The organism is Streptomyces sp. NL15-2K, from assembly GCF_030551255.1.
Lineage (GTDB): Bacteria > Actinomycetota > Actinomycetes > Streptomycetales > Streptomycetaceae > Streptomyces.
The window spans coordinates 2,938,162-2,960,568 of record NZ_CP130630.1; the positions used below are offsets into that span (position 1 = coordinate 2,938,162).

General features: G+C 71.8%; 21 protein-coding genes and 2 pseudogenes. 10 read left to right on the top strand and 13 right to left on the bottom strand.

What is annotated here, in order from left to right; all coding sequences use genetic code 11:
• Positions 1-17 precede the first annotated feature (17 nt).
• Positions 18-749 carry a VIT1/CCC1 transporter family protein gene (locus Q4V64_RS12760; protein WP_124443029.1) on the bottom strand — a complete coding sequence of 244 codons (732 nt, stop codon included), beginning with the start codon at positions 747-749 and terminating at the stop codon, positions 18-20.
• 259 nt (positions 750-1,008) lie between these two features.
• On the opposite strand from Q4V64_RS12760, the gene Q4V64_RS12765 reads away from it, so the two are divergent.
• The 9 genes and pseudogenes from Q4V64_RS12765 (at position 1,009) to Q4V64_RS12805 (ending at position 10,677) form a co-directional block, all read left to right on the top strand.
• Positions 1,009-2,100: an ADP-ribosylglycohydrolase family protein gene (locus tag Q4V64_RS12765; protein WP_303709937.1), complete on the top strand. Its 1,092-nt coding sequence runs from the start codon at positions 1,009-1,011 to the stop codon at positions 2,098-2,100.
• A gap of 188 nt (positions 2,101-2,288) precedes the next feature.
• On the top strand, positions 2,289-3,392 hold the full coding sequence (locus Q4V64_RS12770; RefSeq protein WP_124443232.1) for an ADP-ribosylglycohydrolase family protein: 1,104 nt from the start codon (positions 2,289-2,291) through the stop codon (positions 3,390-3,392).
• Positions 3,393-3,399: 7 nt separating this feature from the next.
• Positions 3,400-4,575: an ADP-ribosylglycohydrolase family protein gene (locus Q4V64_RS12775; RefSeq protein ID WP_124443028.1), complete on the top strand. Its 1,176-nt coding sequence runs from the start codon at positions 3,400-3,402 to the stop codon at positions 4,573-4,575.
• Positions 4,563-6,068, top strand: coding sequence for an ADP-ribosylglycohydrolase family protein (locus tag Q4V64_RS12780; protein WP_124443027.1), 1,506 nt, complete (start codon positions 4,563-4,565; stop codon positions 6,066-6,068). The genes Q4V64_RS12775 and Q4V64_RS12780 overlap by 13 nt, the downstream gene beginning before the upstream one ends.
• A pseudogene (locus Q4V64_RS12785) lies at positions 6,065-6,421 on the top strand (PfkB family carbohydrate kinase); the annotation flags it as partial. The gene Q4V64_RS12780 and the pseudogene Q4V64_RS12785, both read left to right, overlap by 4 nt.
• Before the next feature lie 66 nt (positions 6,422-6,487).
• A complete protein-coding gene (locus tag Q4V64_RS12790; protein WP_303708624.1) occupies positions 6,488-8,065 on the top strand; it encodes an IS1182 family transposase in 1,578 nt (525 codons plus the stop codon).
• 58 nt (positions 8,066-8,123) lie between these two features.
• Positions 8,124-8,663, top strand: a pseudogene (locus tag Q4V64_RS12795) (PfkB family carbohydrate kinase); the annotation flags it as partial.
• Positions 8,660-9,850 carry a CoA transferase gene (locus Q4V64_RS12800; protein WP_124443020.1) on the top strand — a complete coding sequence of 397 codons (1,191 nt, stop codon included), beginning with the start codon at positions 8,660-8,662 and terminating at the stop codon, positions 9,848-9,850. The pseudogene Q4V64_RS12795 and the gene Q4V64_RS12800, both read left to right, overlap by 4 nt.
• Entirely contained in the window at positions 9,847-10,677 is an 831-nt protein-coding gene (locus Q4V64_RS12805; protein ID WP_124443019.1) for a CoA ester lyase, read from the top strand. Before Q4V64_RS12800 ends, Q4V64_RS12805 begins: the two co-directional genes overlap by 4 nt.
• A gap of 134 nt (positions 10,678-10,811) precedes the next feature.
• Here Q4V64_RS12805 and lgt read toward each other — a convergent pair whose 3' ends face one another.
• The 10 genes from lgt to hisI form a co-directional block, all read right to left on the bottom strand.
• Positions 10,812-11,753: a prolipoprotein diacylglyceryl transferase gene (gene lgt, locus Q4V64_RS12810; protein WP_124443018.1), complete on the bottom strand. Its 942-nt coding sequence runs from the start codon at positions 11,751-11,753 to the stop codon at positions 10,812-10,814.
• 84 nt (positions 11,754-11,837) lie between these two features.
• Complete coding sequence (locus Q4V64_RS12815; RefSeq protein WP_172629426.1) at positions 11,838-12,614, bottom strand: thioredoxin domain-containing protein; 777 nt, start codon at positions 12,612-12,614, stop codon at positions 11,838-11,840.
• A gap of 88 nt (positions 12,615-12,702) precedes the next feature.
• The gene (gene trpA / locus Q4V64_RS12820) at positions 12,703-13,521 is read right to left on the bottom strand and encodes a tryptophan synthase subunit alpha (RefSeq protein WP_124443017.1); all 819 of its coding nucleotides are present in this window, start codon (positions 13,519-13,521) and stop codon (positions 12,703-12,705) included.
• A complete protein-coding gene (gene trpB / locus Q4V64_RS12825) occupies positions 13,518-14,810 on the bottom strand; it encodes a tryptophan synthase subunit beta (protein ID WP_124443016.1) in 1,293 nt (430 codons plus the stop codon). Before trpB ends, trpA begins: the two co-directional genes overlap by 4 nt.
• 330 nt (positions 14,811-15,140) lie before the next feature.
• On the bottom strand, positions 15,141-15,950 hold the full coding sequence (trpC, locus tag Q4V64_RS12830; protein WP_124443015.1) for an indole-3-glycerol phosphate synthase TrpC: 810 nt from the start codon (positions 15,948-15,950) through the stop codon (positions 15,141-15,143).
• A 187-nt stretch (positions 15,951-16,137) separates the two neighbouring features.
• Positions 16,138-16,581, bottom strand: coding sequence for a DUF2752 domain-containing protein (locus tag Q4V64_RS12835; protein ID WP_124443014.1), 444 nt, complete (start codon positions 16,579-16,581; stop codon positions 16,138-16,140).
• Positions 16,582-16,656: 75 nt separating this feature from the next.
• A complete protein-coding gene (locus tag Q4V64_RS12840; protein ID WP_124443013.1) occupies positions 16,657-16,911 on the bottom strand; it encodes an HGxxPAAW family protein in 255 nt (84 codons plus the stop codon).
• Between the two features lie 131 nt (positions 16,912-17,042).
• On the bottom strand, positions 17,043-17,684 hold the full coding sequence (locus Q4V64_RS12845; protein ID WP_124443012.1) for a TIGR02234 family membrane protein: 642 nt from the start codon (positions 17,682-17,684) through the stop codon (positions 17,043-17,045).
• A 70-nt stretch (positions 17,685-17,754) separates the two neighbouring features.
• On the bottom strand, positions 17,755-19,233 hold the full coding sequence (locus Q4V64_RS12850) for an anthranilate synthase component I (RefSeq protein ID WP_124443011.1): 1,479 nt from the start codon (positions 19,231-19,233) through the stop codon (positions 17,755-17,757).
• Positions 19,234-19,244: 11 nt separating this feature from the next.
• Positions 19,245-19,715: a phosphoribosyl-AMP cyclohydrolase gene (gene hisI, locus Q4V64_RS12855; protein ID WP_124443010.1), complete on the bottom strand. Its 471-nt coding sequence runs from the start codon at positions 19,713-19,715 to the stop codon at positions 19,245-19,247.
• 84 nt (positions 19,716-19,799) lie between these two features.
• Between hisI and Q4V64_RS12860 the strand changes: the two genes are divergently transcribed.
• A complete protein-coding gene (locus Q4V64_RS12860; protein WP_124443009.1) occupies positions 19,800-20,435 on the top strand; it encodes a TIGR03085 family metal-binding protein in 636 nt (211 codons plus the stop codon).
• A gap of 18 nt (positions 20,436-20,453) precedes the next feature.
• Here the strand turns inward: Q4V64_RS12860 and Q4V64_RS12865 are convergent, their stop codons facing one another.
• Positions 20,454-21,710 carry an MFS transporter gene (locus tag Q4V64_RS12865; protein WP_124443008.1) on the bottom strand — a complete coding sequence of 419 codons (1,257 nt, stop codon included), beginning with the start codon at positions 21,708-21,710 and terminating at the stop codon, positions 20,454-20,456.
• A gap of 73 nt (positions 21,711-21,783) precedes the next feature.
• On the bottom strand, positions 21,784-22,374 hold the full coding sequence (locus tag Q4V64_RS12870; RefSeq protein WP_124443007.1) for a helix-turn-helix domain-containing protein: 591 nt from the start codon (positions 22,372-22,374) through the stop codon (positions 21,784-21,786).
• Positions 22,375-22,407 lie beyond the last annotated feature (33 nt).

Consider the following 22,407-nt stretch of genomic DNA (forward strand, 5'->3'; position numbering starts at 1 on the left):
CATAACTTGTAGCCGACCTATCCTACGGCGGTTCCGAACAAACTGCCCAGGGCGTACGTCACACCGGCCGCCGCGCCACCGAGAGCGAGCTGCCGCAGCCCGCTGAACCACCAGGTGCGCGCCGTCACCTTGGCCACCACGGCACCGCATGCGAAGAGCCCGAGCAGCGCGAGCAGCACGGCGGGCCACAGGGAGGTGGCACCGAGCAGATACGGCAGTACGGGGAGCAGGGCGCCCAGCGCGAACGATCCGAACGAGGAGACGGCGGCGACCAGCGGCGACGGCAGATCCCCGGGATCGATGCCCAACTCCTCGCGCGCGTGGATCTCCAGCGCCTGCTCGGGATCACGGGACAGTTGCTTGGCCACTTCCCGGGCCAGCCCCGGCTCGACACCCCGCCCCTCGTACAGCGCGGCGAGCTCGGCCTCCTCGTCCTTGGGGTGCTTTCTCAGCTCCCGCCGCTCCACATCCAGCTCCGCCTCGACGAGCTCGCGTTGCGAGGCCACGGACGTGTACTCCCCGGCGGCCATGGAGAAGGCGCCGGCGGCGAGCCCCGCGAACCCGGTCAGCACGATCGTGTGATGACTGACCGATCCCCCCGCGACACCCGTCATCAGGGCGAGGTTGGAGACCAGACCGTCCATCGCACCGAACACGGCGGGGCGCAGCCAGCCGCCGTTCACATCCCGGTGCGTGTGGTTGTCGCGGTGCGCCTCGTGCAGCGCCGCATCGGTCTCGATGATGGCCATACCGGTCCCCCAGAGTGCCTACTTGGACGGGTTCTACTTTTTGACAACACCAACACTACGGCGCCCCATTCCCCTCCGCCAGCAAGGAAAGGCTGGACTAACCTGCGCTTTTACCCTCGGGTGCTCATCCGAACGAGGTGGTGCACAGATGTCGACCGGGTGATGCTGAGGTCGCCGAGGCTCTGGCGAACCGCTCCGGTGGGACACATCCGCAAAGGGCTCCGCGCCTTGTGCGAAGCCCCCGGAGGAGAGGCCGCGTATGGCATCGATCGCCTGCATTCCCTCGGTCCCGGCGCCCGGGGACACCGCCGAACTCCGCGAGCGGGCCCGCGGCGCCCTGCTCGGCCTGGCCGTCGGGGACGCCCTGGGAGCCCCGGCCGAGAACCTGAAGCCCTCCGAGATCCGCGCCCGCTGGGGCCGTATCACCGGCTACGTCGCCGACGACCCGTCCGGCACCGACGACACCGAGTACGCGATCTTCTCGGGCCTCCTGCTGGCCCGGCACGGCTCGGGCCTCACCCCGGCGCACGTGGAGGCGGCCTGGCACGCGTGGATCGCGGACCGCGACGAGGGCCCGTTCCGGGGCGCGGGCTTCAGCGAACGCGGCACGCTGGAGAACCTGCGCCGGGGCCTGGCGGCCCCCATCTCGGCCCAGCACCGCCACGCGTGGAGCGACGGCCTGGCGATGCGCGCGGCCCCGTTCGGCGTCTTCGCGGCGGGCCGCCCCGCCGAGGCCGCCCGCCTGGTGGCCATCGACGGCTCGGTGAGCCACGACGGCGAGGGCATCTACGGCGGCCAGGCGGTGGCGGCCGGGGTCGCGGCGGCGATGGCGGGAGCGCCGACGATCGCCGTGGTGGCCTCGGCCCTGGCGGTGGTCCCCGACGACTCCTGGACGGCCCGCTCGCTGCGCCGGGCGGTGGCCGTCGCCCACCGAGGCGAACGCGCCGTCCGCTCCGCCGTCGTCATCGGCGGCTACCCGTGGACCGACCTGGCCCCCGAGGCGGTCGCCCTCGCCTTCGGCGCCTACGCGGCAGCCGACGGCGACTTCGTCCAGGCCGTCCTGACAGCCGTCAACATGGGCCGCGACGCCGACACCACGGCGGCGGTGGCGGGCGCCCTGGCGGGCGCGACACAGGGCGCGTCCGCGATCCCGGCCGACTGGGCCGCGGCGATCGGCCCGGCGCGGGGCAGCTGTCTGCCGTCGATGGCGGGGCACCACGTGCTGGAGGTGGCTGAGTTGCTGACGCCGGGGGAGGGCGGGAGGTGGGGCGCGGGTCGGGATACGTGGCCGCCACCAGGTCCGCGCGCCTTCAGCCCGGCGGCGGACGACGAGGCAGAGGTGCCGTCGTGAAGCCGCCCGGCCCGTGGGACGAGGCAACGACCACGGCGGCCCTGCTCGAACCCGCGGCCGCCGACGGCGGGGACGCCCCACAGGGGCCACCCGTCCCCGACAACGAAAGTAGTACGGGTGGTGCGGGTGGGAACAACAAGGCCGAAGGCGAAGCCGAGGCCACTCACACCCGCACCCACCCCCACCGCATCGAAGGCCTCCTGCTGGGCCTGGCCGCAGGCGACGCCGCCGGCTGGCCCGCCGCCCGCCACCGAGCCGCCCGTATGCCCGACTGGACCCGCCGCCTCACCCGCGAACTCGACACCTTCGCGGAACAGAACGCGACGACCACCCTCCCCGTCCCCATCGCCCTGAACCAACCCCCCGAACCCCTCCGCCTGGGCCCGTCCGACGACGCCGAGTGGGCGGCCTTCGCCGCGGAGGCCCTCCTGCGATCCGGCGACGACACCGCCCTCGGCGACCTCAGCCGAGAACGCCGTACCCGCGCCGCGATCGACCTGACCTGGAACGCCGTGGCCAGCGAAGTAGCAGCGGCAGCAGACCGCGCCCCCGAGATCGAATCCGCCGTCCTCCCCCTCCGCGCCCGCATCTCCGTCCGCGCCGGCCTCGGCAACCTCGCCACCGGCCTACGCCCGCCCGCCACCGGCCACGACAACCCGCACTACTTCGACGACGCCGCCTGCGTCCGGGCCTGCGTCCTGGCCGTGGCCCACCCCGGCGACCCCCGACTCGCCGCCGACCTGGCCGAGTTCGACGCCCGCTACACCCAGGACGGCGACGGAGTGCACGGCGCCCGTGCCATGGCGGCGGCAGTGGCGCTCGCCCTCGTCGGCGCCAGGGCGCAGGCCTGCGTGACAGCCGCCCTCGCCGAACTCCCCGAGGAGACGGAGATCGGCCGCAACACCCGCCACGCACTGAAGCTGGCCCAGGACGCCGACAGCGCCTTCGCCCTGATCCCCCTGCTCGAACACCAGATCGTCGACCACGTCTACAGCTACGGCATCGCCGCCGCCGAAACGGTCCCGGTCGCCCTGGCCCTGGCCGTCGCGGCACACGGCCGGATCGCGGAAGCGGTCCCGGCAGCGGCCTGCCTCTCCCGGGTCGCCGACTCCGCACCGGCGCTGGCGGGAGCTCTCACCGGCGCACTGGGCGGCGGCGCGTCCATCCCCGCCTCCTGGCGCGAGACCTGCCGCACCCTCTCCGGCTGCGTACTCCCCCGGCTCACCGACACGGACCTGGTGGAACTCGCCGAACTCCTGGAAGCCACGCAACCGGCCCCACCAGGAGGATGATTCGGGCATGACGCCCAAAGGAGCAGAAAGTCAAGAGGCAGGTCTGGACGAACGGATCACCGCCGCGCTCGTCGGAGCCGCCGTCGGCGACGCACTCGGCGGCCCCGTCGAGGGCTACTCCCCCGAGCAGATCGCCGAACGCCACGGCGGCCGCGTCCACGGCATCGTCGGCCCCTGGAACGGCGACGCCTGGCGCACCGCCCGCCCCATCGCGCCGTACCACAAGGGCGACGGCCACGTCACCGACGACACCTTGATGACGCACGCGCTGGTACAGGTGTACGCGACCGTCCGCGACCACCTGGACGCCTACGCGATCGCCGACCACCTGGTCCCGGACCTGATGACGAACCCGCGCTGGATCCCGGAACTGGAAGCGGAGGCGCTCCCCCTCCACCGAGTCTTCCTGGCGGAGAAATGGCTGGTGGCCCGCCTCCACTACGGCCACATCGACCCCCGCGAGGCAGGCGCCGGCAACATCGTCAACTGCGGTGCCGCGATGTACATGGCCCCGGTCGGCCTGGTCAACGCGGCCAACCCGCCGGCCGCCTACGCCGAGGCCCTCGACATCGCCGGCGCCCACCAGTCGTCGTACGGCCGCGAGGCGGCGGGCGTCTTCGCGGCGGCGGTGGCAGCGGCGAGCACGCCAGGGGCGACCCCGGACTCGATCGTGTCCACCTGCCTCTCCCTGGCGAAGGACGGCACCCGGGCCGCGATCGAGCAGGTCTGCGAAACGGCCTCCCACCACACGGACTTCGAGTCGGCACTGACCCCGCTCAGGGAAGCGGTCACCCCCTACGACACGGTGGGCCCCGACTACCGCTCCCCCTCCCTGGGCGCCCGTCGCCCCTCCCGCCTGCACGCGATCGAGGAACTCCCCGTCGCCCTGGGCATGTTGCTGGTCTCCGGCGGCGACTACCGCCAAGCCGTCCTCGGCTCCGTCAACTACGGCCGCGACTGCGACTCCACCGCCACGATGGCCGGCGCACTGGCAGGCGCCCTGGGCTCACCGCCCCCGGAGGACTGGGCGAAACAAGTGTCGGAGGCAAGCCGCCTGGACCTGTGGGAACCGGCGACGACCCTCACGGCCGTGACCCGCGAGATCTTCGAACGAGACGCACACCGACGCCGCACGCACGAGGCAGCGTTCACCCAGCTCGGAGGCCCGAGATGCTCCGACTGACCTGGGTCCAACCAGAGGACCTACTGGGCCACGAACTCCGCCAGGCCACCCAGGACGGCCGAGAGCCTTCGGCGATCGCGGCGAGGTGGAGGGCGGCGGGTGGCGAGGAGGCCCCCCTACGAGCGGGCGCATCAGCAGAGCCGGCGTCCAGGTACCTACGGCAACTCGCAGAAGACCTATTGGACGAACTGGCCGAGTTGCCCAGCAGGTTGGTGGACGAGGAGCCGACCGACCTCGCGAAGATCAAAGCGAGCTGTCCAGCCTGGCCAGCCCCAGCTGCGGGCAGTCGTGCCGCTGGGGCGGCTCCCGACCCAAAGAGAGGCGGCACCCCGTCAACGCCGGGCCGCGCGACCCACCCCCGCCCAGCCCCCACCCAGGCCGGCCTGGAAGCAGCCTGGCTGGGCAGAGCCACCGGCTGCCTCCTGGGCAAACCAGTGGAAAAGCTCCCCTTGGACGGCATCCGCCACCTAGCCAAAGCAACCGGCAACTGGCCCCTCACCACGTACTTCACAGCCCAAGGCCTCCCCGAAGACCTGGCAACGAAGTACCCCTGGAACCGCCGCTCAGCCAAAACCTCCCTCGCCGAAAACATCGACGGCATGCCCGAGGACGACGACCTCAACTACCCCCTCCTCAACCTCCTCCTACTCCAACGCCACGGCAAAACCTTCACCACCACGGACGTAGCCACCCTCTGGCTCGACGAACTCCCCGCCGGCCGCACCTTCACCGCGGAACGCATCGCCTACCGCAACCTCCTCACCGGCCTCGAACCCCCACGCACGGCCCGCCACCGCAACCCCTTCCGCGAATGGATCGGCGCCCTGATCCGAGCCGACATCCACGGCTGGACAAACCCCGGCAACCCCGCGGCCGCCGCCGAACAGGCCCACAAAGACGCCACCCTCACCCACACCGCCAACGGCGTCTACGCGGCGATGTTCATCGCGGCCACCATCGCCACCGCCGCCACAGCCACGACCACCGGCACAGACACCGACACCGACACCGACACCGACACCGACAGCGCCACCCCCGACATCCACACCGCACTCCGCACCGGCCTCACGGTCGTCCCCCCGGCCTCCCGCCTGGCCCAAGCCATCCACCACGCCCTTCAACTCGCCCAAACCCACGAGGACTTCGACACGGTCGTGGACGAACTCCACGCCACCTACTCCCGCACCCACCACTGGGTCCACGCCATCCCCAACACCGCCCTGATCACCGCCGCCCTCACCCACGCGGACGGCGACTTCACCGGCTCCATCTGCCGTGCCGTATCGGGAGGTTGGGACACCGACTCCAACGGCGCCACGGCCGGCAGCATCGCCGCCCTCCTCGCCGGCACCCCCTCCGCCCTCCCCCACCGCTGGACGGCCCCCCTCAAGAACCGCCTGTCCACCTCCATCGCGGACTTCAACGGCATCGGCTTCGACACCCTCGCGCACCTCACCCACGCCCTCACCCCCCGGGAGGCCCCCCGCCCATGACCCACATCGCCGTACTCGGCAGCACGAACATGGACCTGGTCGCCTACGTCGAGAAGGCGCCCCAGCGCGGCGAAACAGTCACCGGCCGGGCGTTCCGTACGATCCCCGGCGGCAAGGGCGCCAACCAGGCGATCGCCGCCGCCCGCGCGGGCGCCACCGTCTCGATGATCGGCGCGGTCGGCAACGACCCCTTCGGCGCCCGCCTCCGCTCCACGCTCGAAGACTCGGGCGTGACCACCGACCACCTCCGCACCACCGAGGGCCCCTCCGGCACGGCGCACATCGTCGTGGACGACGAGGGCGGCAACGCGATCGTCGTGATCCCCGGCGCCAACTGCACAGTCGACCACCTAGAAGATCACTGAAAATGTTGCGGGTTCTGGCCCCGGCCCGGTAGGGCCGGGGTCAGTCTTGTAGGCATGCAGGGGGAATGGGCCGGGGAGATGGTCGGGCCGGATGTGTGGGAGACCTGCCGGGAGTTGATCCCGGCCGGGAGCGTATTTGCGTTTCTGGCCGAGCACCGGGAGGCACTGTTCCCGCCGTCGATGTTCGCGGACATGTACCCGTCGTCCAACGGCCGTCCGAGTCTGCCGCCGCAGGTCCTGGCCGCCACCGTGGTGCTGCAGAGCCTGCAGGGGCTGTCGGACTTCGAGACGGTCCAGGAACTGCGGTGTGATCTGCGGTGGAAAGCGGCCTGTGGGCTGGGCTTGTACGACATGGCGTTCGATCCGTCGCTGCTGACGTACTTCAGGCGCCGGCTGCGCCACTCGGCCGAGCCGATGCGGATTTTCACCAAGGTCAAGGAGGTCGTGGCCGCGACCGGGGTGCTCAAGGGCAAGCAGCGGCGTGCTGTGGACTCCACCGTCCTCGATGACGCGGTGGCCACCCAGGACACCGTCACCCAGATCGTCTCCGCGATCCGCCGGGTGATCCGTGATGTCCCTGGAGCCCAGGAGGCCGCCGCGGAGCACTGCCGCGCGCACGACTACACCGACCCGGGCAAACCGAAGATCGCCTGGAACGACGAGCAGGCGCGCGCTGCGCTGGTGGATGCGCTGGTCACCGACGCCCTCAACCTGCTCGGGCGCCTGCCCGATCGTGAGCTGGGCGAGAAGGCCGCGAACGCGATGGGCCTGCTGGCCCTGGTCGCCGGGCAGGATGTGGAACCGGCCGAGGACTCCGACGGACGCGATGGCCGCTGGCGCATCGCCCGGCGCACCGCGCCCGACCGGACGGTGTCCACCGTCGATCCCGACGCCCGGCACATCCACAAAAACCGCACCCGCCACCAGGACGGATTCAAAGGACACGTCTCCTTCGAGCCGGAGAGCGGGCTGTTCACCGCCGTCGCTGTCACCGGCGGCTATGGTCCCGGCAACCACGAAGCGGCCGTTGCCCGTGATCTGCTGGACGGGGAGGACGGCGAGTTAACCGTGCTCGGCGACTCCGCCTACGGCACCGGCGAGCTGCGCGAACAGTTGCAGGCCGCGGGCCACACCCTGGTCATCAAGCCACCGCCGCTGCGGCAGGTGATCCCCGACGGCTTCACCATCGACGACTTCCGCATCGACCCAGCCGCCGGCACCGCGACCTGCCCAGCCGGACGAACCGCCAACCTCGGCCAGATCAAAGCCGACGGGGCCCGCACCGCCCAGTTCAAACGCCTCTGCGTCGGCTGCCCCCTGCGCGAGCGCTGCACCACATCCAAGACCGGACGCACCCTCAACATCCACCCCCAGCATGAACTGCTGACCGCCGCCCGCCGAGACGCCGCCGACCCGGCCTGGCAGGCCGAATACCGCAGATGGCGGCCCCCGGTCGAACGCGCCATCGCCTGGCTGGTCGCCAAGGGCAACCGACGCGTCCCGCACCGCGGCGTCATCGCCAACAACCTCTGGCTGCACCACCGCGCCGCCGCCCTCAACCTCCGCCGACTGATCAACCTCGGACTCACCCGGACCGGCACCACCTGGCACCTCACCCCGGCCACCACATAGCGAAAAGGGCCGCCCGGCCCACGGCCGGACAGCCCTCAACAAGATTTTCAGTGATCTTCTAGCCCCCGGCGACGAGGGCCTCATCGCCTCCGCCGACGCGCTGCTCCTCCAGCTGGAGATCCCCCTGGCCGCGGTCCTCGTGGGCGCGCGCACGGCCCGCGCCCACGGCGTCCGTACGATCCTCACGCCCGCCCCCGCCCAGCCCCTGCCTCCCGAACTCCTCGCGGCCACCGACCTGTTGATGCCCAACGAACACGAGGCGGCGACACTGACCGGCTTCACCGACCCGCACACCGCGGCCACCGCCCTGCTCGACCAGGTCCCGGAGGTGGTCGTCACCCTCGGCGCGGCGGGCAGTCTGTACGCGGCCCGTGGCGCCGAGCCGTTCACCGTGCCCGCTCCGCAGGTCACCGCCGTGGACTCGACCGGCGCGGGCGACACCTTCGTCGGCGCCCTGGCCGTCGCCCTCGGCGAGGCCCGCCCGATGCGCGAGGCGCTGGCCTGGGCGGCCGCGGCCGCCGCACTGTCCGTGGAGCGGGCGGGCGCGTCGGCGTCCATGCCGTACCGTTCCGAGATCGAAGCGAGGTTCACCGCATGACCGCCGCCCCCCTCACCGGTCTCCGCGTCCTCGACCTCGCCACCCTCTTCGCCGGTCCCCTCGCCGCGACCATGCTCGGCGATTTCGGCGCGGAGGTCATCAAGGTCGAGCACCCCACGAGACCCGACCCGTCCCGCGGCCACGGCCCGTCGAAGAACGGCGTGGGCCTGTGGTGGAAGCTCCTGGGCCGCAACAAACGCACGATCACCCTCGACCTGTCCAAGCCCGGCGGCCGCACCACCCTCCTGCGTCTCGCGCGGTCCGCGGACGTCGTCATCGAGAACTTCCGCCCCGGCACCCTGGAGAAATGGGACCTCGGCTGGGAGGAGCTGTCGGCCGCCAACCCGCGCCTGGTCCTCACCCGCGTCACCGGCTTCGGCCAGTTCGGCCCCTACGCCCGCCGCCCCGGCTTCGGCACCCTCGCCGAGGCGATGAGCGGCTTCGCCGCGATCACCGGCGAACCGGACGCGCCCCCGACGCTCCCGCCCTTCGGCCTCGCCGACTCGATCGCGGGTCTCGCGACGGCGTACGCGGTGATGACGGCGCTCGCCGCCCGCGAGCGCACCGGCGAGGGCCAGGTCGTCGACATGGCGATCATCGAGCCGATCCTGACCGTGCTGGGCCCGCAGCCGACCTGGTACGACCAGCTCGGATACATGCAGGAACGCACCGGCAACCGGTCCGCCAACAACGCCCCCCGCAACACCTACCGCACGGCCGACGGCACCTGGGTCGCCGTCTCCACCTCCGCACAGTCGATCGCCGAGCGCGTGATGCGCCTGGTCGGCCGCCCGGAGCTGATCGACGAGCCGTGGTTCGCCACGGGCGCCGACCGGGCCGCCCACGCAGACGTCCTCGACGAGGCGGTCGGCGCCTGGATCGCCGAGCGCACCCGCACCGAGGTCCTCGCGGCCTTCGAGAAAGCGGAGGCGGCGGTGGCCCCCATCCAGGACGTACGCGACGTGATGGCGGACCCGCAGTACCAGGCTCTGAACACGGTCACCACGGTCGACGACCCCGAACTGGGCCCCCTGCGCATGCAGAACGTGCTCTTCCGCCTCTCCTCCACCCCCGGCGCGATCCACTGGGCGGGCCGCCCGCACGGCGCGGACACGGACGAGGTCCTCACCGAACTCGGCCTGGCACAGGCCGACCTAGACCTCCTGCGCAAGGAGGGCGCCGTATGACAGCGCCCCCGCTCACCTGGCTGTACGCCCCCGGCGACCGCCCGCACGTGGTCGCCAAGGCCCTCGTCGCCGGCGCCGACGTCGTCGTGATCGACCTGGAGGACGGGGTAGCCCCCGACCGCAAGGAGTACGCCCGCACGGCCACCGCAGAACTCCTCACCGAACCGCAGCCCGTCCCGGTCCACGTCCGGGTGAACGCCCTGGGCGGGCCGCCGGCGGCGGCGGACCTGCGGGCGCTGGCCGCGCTCCCGGGCCTCTCAGGCCTGCGCCTGCCCAAGGTGACCTCCCCCGAGCAGATCATCCACGTCGCCGACCACCTGGCCCGTACCGACGGAGGCGCTCCCCCGCTCTACGCCCTCCTGGAAACGGCCCTCGCCGTAGAGCACGCCCACGCGATCGCCTCCGCCCACCCCGCCCTGCGCGGCGTTTCCCTCGGGGAGACGGACCTGCGGGCCGACCTGGGCGTACGGGACGACGCGGGCCTCGACTGGTCCCGCTCCCGCGTGATCGTGGCCGCGAGGGCGGCGGGCCTGGCCCCACCGCCCCAGTCCGTCCACCCCGACATCCGCGACCTGGAGGGCCTGACCGCGAGCTGCGCCCACGGCCGCACCCTCGGCTTCCTCGGCCGCGCCGCCATTCACCCCCGCCAGCTCCCGGTCATCGAACGGGCCTACCTCCCCACGGAGAAGGAGCTGGAAGAAGCGGAGAAAATCATCAAGGCGGCAACGACGAACCAGGGCGCCCAGGCCCTCCCGAACGGCACGTTCATCGATGCGGCGGTGGTGGCGACGGCCCAACGAACTCTGTCACTGGCCCGCCGAAACTGACCTCTTTCTCCGCCGCAACGGCGAGCACCTTCGCGGCGCCATCCGGCGGTGCCGAACCCGCCGAAACCCGTCGGCCACACGCAACGAGGGCGCCCGGAAATCTCCGAGCGCCCTCATCTTCGTACGATCGAACCTCAGGCCTTCTTCGCGGACTCGGCCCCGTCTTTCTCGTCGTTTTCCTCGGCCTCCGCGTCGGAGGCCTCGATCTCACCGTCGGCGGTACCGTCACCATCGGCCTCACCGCCGGAGGCAGGACGCTCCGCGCCGGGCTCCACCACGGTCTCCCGCCCGGGCCGCTTCTTCGCCGACAGCACGAAGTACACCACCGCGAGCACGAACACGATCATCGCGGTCCAGACGTTCAACCGCAGGCCCAGGATGTGGTGGGCGTCGTCGACGCGCATGTACTCGATCCAGGCGCGGCCCGAGCAGTACGCGGCGACGTACAGCGCGAACGCCCGTCCGTGGCCCAGCTTGAAGCGGCGGTCCGCCCAGATGACCAGGACGGCGACGCCGATGCACCACAGCGACTCGTACAGGAACGTCGGGTGGTACGTGCCCGGCACCCGTCCGTCCGTCGACGAGGTGATCTCCAGGGCCCAGGGCAGGTCGGTCGGCTTCCCGTACAGCTCCTGGTTGAACCAGTTGCCCCAGCGGCCGATCGCCTGGGCGAGGGCGATACCGGGGGCGAGGGCGTCGGCCCACGCGGGCAGCGGGATGCCCCTGCGCCGGCAGCCGATCCACGCGCCCACCGCGCCGAGGGCGATCGCGCCCCAGATGCCGAGGCCGCCCTCCCAGATCTTGAAGGCGTCCACCCAGTCACGGCCCTCGCTGAAGTACAGCTCGTAGTCCGTGATCACGTGGTAGAGCCGACCGCCGACCAGGCCGAACGGCACGGCCCAGACCGCGATGTCGGCCACCGTGCCGGCCCGCCCGCCCCGGGCGATCCAGCGCTTGTTGCCGAGCCAGACGGCAACGAAGACGCCGATGATGATGCAGAACGCATAGCCGCGCAGCGGAATGGGGCCGAGGTGGATCACCCCGCGCGACGGGCTGGGAATGTAGGCAAGTTCCATGGCAAGGTCGACGCTACCCTGCCGGGCCGGGCCCACGGCGGGCGGCCCGGCTACGGGTCCATAACGGGCGGGTGTGAAAGCGCCTTACCCCTTGGCCGCCTGCTGCACCATCTCCTTCAGCTTGGCCGGGGTCATCGTCCGGTCCTGGTAGATGTTCTTGTCGCCCAGCAGCACGGTCGGTGTGCCCGAGAAGCCGCCCTTGTTGAAGGCCTCGTGGGACTTGGCGACCCAGCTGTTGTGCGTGCCGTCCTCGACGCACTTGCGGAAGGCGGGGGTGTCCAGGCCGTCGACCTTGCCGGCCAGCTCGATCAGCTTGTCGTTCTTGGCGTAGGCGTCGTCGACTTCCTGGGGCTGGTTGTCGAAGAGCACGTCGTGGTACGCGGGGTACTTGCCGGCGTCCTGGGCGCAGGCCGCCGCGTTGGCCGCGTTGCGGGAGCCGGTGCCGCCCATGTTGCCGTCGATGAGCGTGACCAAGTGGTACTCCACCTTCAGCTGTCCGGCCTCGGTCAGCTCGTGGATCGTCGGGCGGTACGCCGTCTCGAAGGCCTTGCAGGCCGGGCAGCGGAAGTCCTCCCACACCGTGAGCGTGGACTTGGCGCTGTCCTTGCCGACCGGGATGGCCAGTGCGTCCTTGCCCTGCGCCCCGGAGGGCGCCACGACCGGGCCCGAGGAGTCGCCGCCGTCGTCCTTGCCGGCGTTCGCCGCGACGACGCCGATCACCGCCGCGAGACCGAGGACGCAGACCACGCTCGCGCCCACGATCAGCACCCGGCGTCGCTTCTCCGCGGCCTTCTGCTTCTCACGCTCGACCGCCAGCCGCTCGCGGGCGGTGCGCTTTCCCTCACGGTTCTTGTCGCTCACACCCCGCAGAACGAACCGGGGAGGCGCACCGCGCCTCCCCGGCCCCAGGTCCACCCGTACGAGGGACCTGTATGACATACCGCGTTCGTCACGCCTGGCGGCGCACTCCCCGCGCGAGCTCACCCGCGAGCGCGCGGACGGCCTCGACACCGGCCGCGTCGTCCGGCGCGTCCAGCATCCGCTTGACGAAGGCAGAGCCGACGATCACGCCGTCCGCGAAGCCGGCGACCTCGGCGGCCTGCTCGGCGTTGGAGACGCCGAGCCCGACGCAGACCGGCAGGTCGGTGCCGGTGGCCCGGGTGCGCCGCACCAGGTCCTGGGCCTGCGTGCCGACCGACTCGCGGGTGCCGGTGACGCCCATCAGCGAGGCGGCGTAGACGAAGCCGCTGCCCGCCGCGGTGATCTTCGCGAGCCGCTCGTCCTTGCTGCTGGGGGCCACGACGAAGACGGTCGCCAGGCCGTGCTTCTCCGCGTGCTCCCTCCACAGCGCCGACTCCTGGACAGGAAGGTCGGGCAGGATGCAGCCCGCCCCGCCCGCCTCGGCGAGCTCGGCGGTGAAGCGCTCGACGCCGTAGCGGTCGATCGGGTTCCAGTACGTCATGACGAGCACCGGCTTGCCGGTCGCCTCGTGGGCCTCCCGGACCGTCCGCATGACGTCCGCGATCTTGACGCCGCCCCGCAGGGCGATGTCGTCGGCGGTCTGGATCACCGGTCCGTCGAGGACGGGGTCGCTGTGCGGCAGCCCGACCTCGACGATGTCGGCGCCGCCGTCGAAGACGGCCTTGATCGCCTCGATGCCACCGTCCACGGTCGGGAACCCGGCCGGGAGGTAGGCGATGAGGGCGGAGCGGCCCTCGGCCTTGGCGGCGGCGAGGGTGTCCGTCAACAACTCACTGTTGCCGCTCACTTGGCGTCCCCCTCGATCTCGGCGGTGTCAGTGTCGGTGTCGGCCGCGACCTCGGCGTCGGCGTCGGTGTCGTACAGGCCGAAGTAGCGGGCGGCGGTGTCCATGTCCTTGTCGCCGCGGCCGGACAGGTTGACCAGGACCAGCCCGTCCTTGCCCAGCTCCCGGCCGACCTCCAGGGCGCCGGCCAGCGCGTGGGCGCTCTCGATGGCCGGGATGATGCCCTCGGTCTGCGACAGCAGGCGCAGCGCCTGCATGGCCGCGTCGTCGGTGACCGCGCGGTACTCGCCGCGGCCGGTCTCCTTGAGGTAGGAGTGCTCGGGGCCGATGCCCGGGTAGTCCAGTCCGGCCGAGATCGAGTACGGCTCGGTGATCTGGCCCTCCTCGTCCTGGAGGACGTACGAGCGCGATCCGTGCAGGATGCCGGGCTCGCCCGCGGACAGGGTCGCCGCGTGCTCTCCGGTCTCGATGCCGTGGCCCGCGGGCTCACAGCCGATGAGCCGTACGCCCTCGTCGGGGATGAAGGCGTGGAAGAGGCCGATGGCGTTGGAGCCGCCGCCGACGCAGGCGACGGCCGCGTCGGGCAGCCGCCCGGCGCGCTCCAGCAGCTGGCGGCGGGCCTCGACGCCGATGACGCGGTGGAAGTCGCGGACCATGGCGGGGAAGGGGTGCGGCCCGGCCACGGTTCCGAAGAGGTAGTGGGTGTGGTCGACGTTGGCGACCCAGTCGCGGAAGGCCTCGTTGATCGCGTCCTTCAGCGTGCGGCTGCCGGACTTCACGGCGATGACCTCGGCGCCGAGCATGCGCATACGGGCCACGTTCAGGGCCTGGCGCTTGGTGTCGATCTCGCCCATGTAGATGGTGCACTCGAGGCCGAACAGCGCGCAGGCGGTGGCGGTCGCCACGCCGTGCTGACCGGCGCCGGTCTCGGCGATGACGCGCGTCTTGCCCATGCGCCGGGTGAGCAGGGCCTGGCCGAGCACGTTGTTGATCTTGTGGGAGCCGGTGTGGTTGAGGTCCTCGCGCTTGAGGAACACCCGGGCGCCACCGGCGTGTTCGGCGAACCGCGGGACCTCGGTGAGGGCGCTGGGCCGGCCGGTGTAGTTGACGAGCAGGTCGTCGAGCTCGCGGGCGAACTCGGGGTCGTGCTTGGCCTTGTCGTACTCGACGGCGACCTCGTCCACGGCGGCGACGAGCGCCTCCGGGATGAACTTGCCGCCGAAGGCGCCGAAGTAGCCTTCGGCGCTGGGGACTTGACCCTCCGGGTCGGGGATGAAGAACTCGCTGGGCATGCGGAAACCTCACGGTGAGTGTGTGTGTGAATGCACTAGTCGCCGTAGGGGCGGGGCTTTTCAGGCGGCCGCGGGCCGTCCATGGTTGATCGCGCCCACGCGGCGGAGCCGCATGTTCAGAACGGCCCCGCGCCCCTGACGGGGCGCTGCCATCGCATGCCGTTCACCTGGCCGGGTTCGTCACCGATGACGTACCGGACCCGTCGACCGTGCACTCGCCTCGCGGGCGCGCGACAGCCACGGGGGCGGCAGCCGCGGGCGAGGCGGGCGTACCGATCCGTGGTCGTCATGGTGGTCGTGAGCCTCATCGGGTCCAACCTTATCGGGACGTCAGCCCCGGCCGTGCCGCAATGCGGGATGCGCACCCGCCGCGACCAGGTCGGCGACCGCCGTCTTCGGGTCCTTGCCGGTCACCAGGGACTCGCCGACCAGAACCGCGTCGGCGCCGGCATTGGCGTACGCGATGAGGTCGTGCGGGCCGCGGACGCCCGACTCCGCGATCTTGACGATGCTGTCCGGGATCTCCGGCGCCACCCGCTCGAAGGTCGTGCGGTCGACCTCGAGCGTCTTCAGGTTGCGCGCGTTGACGCCGATCACCTTCGCGCCCGCGTCCACCGCGCGCTCGACCTCGTCCTCGTCGTGCACCTCGACCAGCGGGGTGAGACCGATGGACTCGGCGCGCTCGATCAGGGACTCCAGGGCCGACTGGTCCAGGGCCGCGACGATGAGCAGCACCACGTCGGCGCCGTATGCCCGCGCCTCCCACAGCTGGTACGAGGTGACGATGAAGTCCTTGCGCAGCACGGGGATGTCCACGCGTGCGCGGACCGCCTCCAGGTCGGCCAGCGAGCCGCCGAAGCGGCGCTGTTCGGTGAGGACGGAGATGATGGCCGCGCCGCCCGCCTCGTAGTCCGCGGCGAGGCCCGCCGGGTCGGCGATCGCGGCCAGCGCGCCCTTGGAGGGGCTGGAGCGCTTGACCTCGCAGATCACCTTGACGCCTTCGCCGCGTAGTGCGGCCAGTCCGTCCTTGGCCGCGGGAGCCTTCGCCGCGCGCTCCTTGAGCTCGTCGAGGCTGACGCGCGCCTGCCGCTCCGCGAGGTCGGCACGGACTCCGTCGATGATCTCGTCGAGCACACTCACGCGAGCGGCCCCCTTCCAGACGGTTGACTGTTCATGCGGTTGAGCTGACTGTTCAAGCGGTTGAGCTTCCGCCATCCGCCCGCCTTCATGAGACGAAACCGATGGTCACTGTGATGGTATCCGGAGGAAGGCGTAGGCCTCGCATCCGGTTGACGCCGGTCCCACTACATGGACGTTCGCCTGTTGATCAAGGATGTAGCCAGTCGCCGAACGGCAGGTTCCGGACAACCGTGAAGACCAGCAGCAACGTGCCCAGACTCCACAGGTGCACCGGCCCGAGATCTATCCTCAGCGGCCGTCCGCGCAGCGAGCGGACCGCCCAGACGGTCCACACCACCGCGAAGACGAGGTATCCCGCGACGGCCAGAGCATTGTCTCCGAGCGCTCCTGTGAAATCTCCGTGCACGAAGGCGTGCGCGCTGCGCAGCCCGCCGCAGCCGGGGCAGTAGATGCCGGTGTAGCGCAGCAGCGGGCAGGCGGGATAGTGACCGGCTTCGTTGGGGTCCACGGTGCCCACATAGGCGAAGGCCCCGGCCACGGCCGCGAGCACCCCCGCGGGGACGGCCAGCCGTCCCAGCACGGCGGTGTACGAAGTCGCCTTCTGACGGTCGGCCTGGCTGTCGGCGTTCACGTTCGCATTGTGCCCTGCGCGGCCCCCGGACGCGCGTGAGGGGCGGCTCGGGCCGCCCCTCGAAGACAGTTCAGGTCAGCTCTCGACGCTCGCCGGCTCGCGCTTCTCCCCGGTCGTGTGGTGCACCGGGTGGGCGTTCTTCGGCTGGCCCAGGCCCATCGCCCGCATGATCCAGCCGACGACACCACCGAGGACCACGATCGCCAGGCCGGCCCAGAAGCCCGCCGGCTGTGCCATCACCATGAAGGCGCCCGAGACGCAGAAACCGATGAACGCGATAGTGACACCGGTCCAGGCGGCCGGGGTGTGACCGTGGCTGCTGCCCGCCATGACTTGCTCCTCGTTGCTGTGTACGTGTCTGAGCCGGACGCTCATGGTCCATTGTCCCGCACGCGCGCGTGCGGGACGGTCCGGGGGTCGGCCCCACGGTTCTGGACCGGGCGGGCCCCGGGCCCTGTCGTCTACGCTCCGGTGGGGTCCTCGCCCCGGTCGAGGGCCTTCCAGAGCTCCTCGGGCCGGTCCGGGTCGACGGCGCGTGCGGTACGGCGTGGGCGGGGGGCTCCGTCGCGTTCGTAGCGGCCGGACATCGCGGGCCACAGGCGGCCGTAGCGCAGGGCGAGCAGTCCGGCGAGCAGGAGCAGGACGCCGCCGGCGGCCGCGACGTACGGCCAGGCGGTGTGGGAGAGCGCGTCCACGGTGGCCGAGGTGTCGCCGGAGGCCTTCGCGGCCTTCTCGTCGAGCGCGGAGCTGTCGGAGGCACCGAGCAGGGCCGCGGCGATCGTGCCGGCGCCGGAGAGCGCGAGCAGGGCGGCTACCAGGAAACGGCCGGCCCGGCGGACGGCGAAGACGGCGACGAGCGCGGCGAGGCCCACTATGGCGAGGGCGGCGGGGACGCCGGTGACGTCGCTGCCCGTGGCGGTCAGCGGGAAGGCGCCGCCGGCCACCGTCGCGGTGCCCTGCGACCATTGCTGCCGGGTGGCCAGCAACGCGACGGCCGCGCCGAGCGCACCGCACAGCAGAGCGACAGCAAGACTGAGGCGGCCGGCCCGGGCGGGTCCTGCGGCTTCGGAACGGGGGTGAGGTGCGGCAGTCACGTACTCCACTATCGCGTGAACCCCGGGCGAACCGTCACCCGGGGCTCAGTGAGAAGCGCCCCATTCTGCGAGAAGCGCCCTACTTGCCCAGCCGGTTGGCCGTGTGCACCGCCCGCAGGACCGCCGCCGCCTTGTTGCGGCACTCGGTGTCCTCGGCGACCGGGTCGGAGTCGGCGACGATGCCGGCGCCCGCCTGGACGTAGGCAGTGCCGTCACGGAGGAGGGCCGTGCGGATGGCGATGGCGGTGTCGGAGTCGCCGGCGAAGTCGAGATAGCCGACGCAACCGCCGTACAGGCCGCGCCTGGAGGGTTCCAGTTCGTCGATGATCTGCATCGCGCGCGGCTTGGGGGCGCCGGAGAGCGTGCCCGCCGGGAAGCACGCCGTCAGTACGTCGAAGGCCGAACGGCCCTGGGCGATCCGCCCCGTCACCGTCGAGACGATGTGCATGACGTGCGAGTACCGCTCGACGGACATGAAGTCGACGACCTCGACGGAGCCGGGCTCGCAGACGCGTCCGAGGTCGTTGCGCCCGAGGTCGACGAGCATCAGGTGCTCCGCGCGCTCCTTGGGGTCGGCCAGCAGTTCGTCGGCGAGGGCCTGGTCCTCCTGCGGGGTGGCCCCGCGGTGCCGGGTGCCGGCGATGGGGTGGACCATGGCCTGCCCGTCCTCGACCTTGACCAGGGCCTCTGGGGACGAGCCGACGACGTCGAAGCCGTCGAAGCGGAACAGGTACATGTACGGGGAGGGGTTGGTCGCCCGCAGCACCCGGTACACGTCCAACGCGCTTGCCGTGCACGGTGTTTCGAAGCGCTGCGAGGGGACGACCTGGAAGGCCTCGCCCGCCCGGATGCGCTCCTTGATGTCCTCGACGGCCTCCTGGAAGTCGGGGCCGCCCCAGAGCGCGGTGTAGTCGGGCAGTTCGGAGGGCGGGAGCACGGCGGGCGGCTGGGCGACCGCGCGGGAGAGGTCGGCCTCCATGGCGTCCAGACGGGCCACGGCATCGGCGTACGACTCGTCGACGCCCGTGTCGAGGTCGTTGTGGTTGATCGCGTTGGCGATCAGCAGGACCGAGCCCTCCCAGTGGTCCATGACGGCGAGGTCGCTGGTGAGCAGCATGGTCAGCTCGGGCAGCTTCAGGTCGTCCCGCTCGCCGGGGCCGATCTTCTCCAGGCGGCGCACGATGTCGTAGCCGAGATAGCCGACCATGCCGCCGGTGAAGGGCGGCAGGCCCTCCTGGTGGGGCGTGTGCAGGGTCTCGATGGTGGCGCGCAGGGCGGCGAGCGGGTCGCCGTCCACGGGGACGCCGACGGGCGGGACGCCGAGCCAGTGCGCCTGGCCGTCGCGCTCGGTGAGCGTGCCGGTGGAGCGGACGCCGACGAAGGAGTAGCGGGACCACGAGCGGCCGTTCTCCGCGGACTCCAGCAGGAAGGTGCCGGTGCGCTCGGCGGCGAGCTTGCGGTAGAGCGCGACCGGAGTGTCGCCGTCGGCGAGGAGCTTGCGGGTGACGGGGATGACGCGGCGGTCGGTGGCGAGCTTGCGGAACGTCTCTAGGTCCATGGCGGCTGACCTTACTGATCCACGGCCGGTACGCCGGGATCGGCGCCGTCCTTGTCGATGTCGTCCTTGTCGATGCCGTCCTTGTCGCCGCTGCCCATGTCGCTGCTGCCCATGTCGATGCCGTCCTTGAGCAGCACATCGGCGTCGAAGCAGGTGCGCGCGCCGGTGTGGCAGGCGGCGCCGACCTGGTCGACCTTGACCAGCACGGTGTCGGCGTCGCAGTCGAGGGCGACGGACTTGACCCACTGGAAGTGGCCGGAGGTGTCGCCCTTGACCCAGTACTCCCGGCGGCTGCGTGACCAGTAGGTGCAGCGGCCGGTGGTCAGGGTGCGGTGCAGCGCCTCGTCGTCCATCCAGCCCAGCATCAGCACCTCTCCGGTGTCGTACTGCTGGGCGATGGCGGGCAGGAGTCCGTCGGCGCTGCGCTTGAGGCGCGCCGCGATCTCCGCGTCGAGGTGACTGGATGGAGGCGTGCTGGTCATGGTTGCCATTGTGCCGCGCGCCACTGACAAGCCAGTTGGAGTGTCCACTGGGCGGACCTGGGGCGCGGTCGTAGGCTGGCTGCCATGTCGACCTTCGCCAAGCGTGAACGACTTCTCCTGGCCGACCTCTTGGAGGCCGTGGGCCCGGACGCCCCGACCCTCTGCGAGGGCTGGCGGACCCACGACCTGGCCGCGCACGTGGTGGTGCGCGAGCGCCGCCCCGATGCCGCCGGCGGGATACTGATCAAGCAACTCGCGCCACGCCTGGAGAAGGTGATGGACGAGTTCACCGCGAAGCCGTACGCGGAGCTGATCCAGCTGATCCGGACCGGCCCGCCACGGTTCTCGCCCTTCCAGCTCAAGCAGCTCGACGAGGCGTCGAACACCATCGAGTTCTACGTCCACACCGAGGACGTCCGCCGCGCCCAGCCCGACTGGACACCGCGCGAACTCGACCCGGTATTCCAGGACGCCCTGTGGTCCCGCCTGGAGCGCACCGCCCGCCTGACGGGCCGCGGCGCTCCGACGGGCCTGGTGCTGCGCCGCCCGAACGGCCAGACGGCGGTCGCCCACCGCGGCACGCCGGTGGTGACGGCGACCGGCGAACCGTCGGAGCTGCTGCTGTTCCTGTACGGCCGCCAGAACGAGGCCAAGGTCGAGCTGGACGGCGACAAGGAGGCGATCGACAAGCTGCACGGGTCGAAGCAGCTCGGTATCTGAGCAGAGGCAGACGGGGCCTCAGCGGGGCAGTTCCGCGCGCCGCAGGTCCCGTACCCCCAGGGCGACGACCCCGCCGAGCCCGCAGACCAGGGCGCTGATGACGAACACCGGGCCGGTCCCCCAGGCGCCGATGGCCGCGGCGGACAGCGGCATGCTCAGCGGCGCGAAGCCGAGGCTCACCAGACCGGAGACGGCGGTGACGCGGCCCAGGTAGGCGGGGTCGGCCTGGGTCTGCAGCAGGGCGCCGCACGTGGCGCCGCTGAGCCCGGCGAGCAGCCCGATCAGCAGGGCCACCCCGACGGCCGCGAGGACGCCCGGGACGAAGGCGAGGCCGCCGATCGCCACCGAGCCCGCGAGGATGGCGTACGCCGCGACCTGCCCGGCGTGCGGCAGGCGCCCGCGCACGGTCAGCAGGAGGGAGGCGGCGCCCGCGCCGGTGCCGAACCCGGCGAGCACCCAGCCCATGCCGGAGGCGCCCCAGCCGCGCTCGTCGGCGAGCAGGGTCAGGCCGACGTTGAGGGGGCCGACGAAGCCGAGGTCGCCGAGGGCGATGGCCGGCATCAGCGGGGCGAGGACGCGGTGCCGGCGTATGTAGCGCAGGCCCGCCACCAAGTCGCGCCAGGCGGTGTCACCCCGGGCGGCCGCCTTGTCGTCCGGGGGCAGCTCCCGCAGTCGTACGGAGACCAGCAGCGGCACCGACACCGCGATCAGCAGGCCCGCGAGGCCGAAGGCCGCCGTCGCGCCGCCGACCGCGACCGCGAGACCGCCGAGCGGGGCGCCGACGACGCTCGCGAAGCGGATTCCGAGGCCCCGCATGCCCTGCACGCGCGCGAGCTGGTCGCGGCTCGTCACGCGCGCGGGGAGGGCACCCACGGCCGGCATGAACACGGCGTCGACGGTGCCGAAGACGATCGCGAGCAGCGCCAGCGGCCACAGGCCCGGGCTGGTGAGGAACAGTAGCGCCGCCACCGCGAGCACGGCCGCGCAGCGCACCACGTCGCTGCCGATGACGACCCTGCGCGGCCCGAGCCGGTCGGCGATCACGCCCCCGCCCAGCATCAGCAGGGCCCGCGGGACGGCGCTCACCGCCATGACCACGCCGGCCTGCGAGGGCGTCCCGGCCTGTACGGCCGCCCAGGAGAGGGCGATGTAGTACACGCTGTCGCCGACCATGGACGAGGTGTAGGCGGCGAGCCAGCGCAGGACGTTGCCGTCCCGGTGGGCCGGTCTGTCGGTGACGGGGGCCGGGGCCGGGGCGGTGAGTGTGGCGCTCACGGAGGGGGTCCTCTCGGATTCGGGCTCGGGCTCGGGCTCGGGTTCGGGCTCGGGTTCGGGCTCGGGCTCGGGCTCAGACACGGAACGGGAAGCCGTACACGTGCAGCGCGACGTTCTCTCGCCCTTCGGTGTCGCCGGCTGCTTCGGCGGCGCGGCCCTTCTCGTCGTACTTCCTGGCGAGCGCGAGCAACTCCTCGCCCAGCTCGGCCAGTTCGGCCGGGGTCAGGCGCAGGAGGGCCTCGTTGTCGGGGGCGGCGGAGTTCCACTCAGGACCCCAGGTGGGGCGCTCGTCGAGGTAGCGGCGGTACATGTCGGCGCGCTGCTCGTGGAAGAGCCGGGTGGCCGACAGGTGCGCGGCGGCCCGCTCGGGCGCGTCCCGGAAGTCCTTGTCGCGGATGCTCACGCCCTCCGAGGCGGGCTTCCACCAGCGTTCCCTGCCGTCCGCGCTCTGCGGTTCCGCCTCCTCGATGAGCCCGTGCTCGGCCAGCTTGCGCAGGTGGTAGCTGACCAGCGAGACGGCCTCGTCGACCTGGTCGGCCAGCTGCGAGGCGGTGGCGACCCGGGCCACGACCAGACCCCGGTACAGCTTCATCCGCAGCGGATGGGCAAGGGCCTTGAGCGTGCCCAGGTCGGTGATCGGGAGGTCTCTCTCCTTGCTTGCCATACCCTCACCGTAGATGCGAAAGAAAAGTTGCGC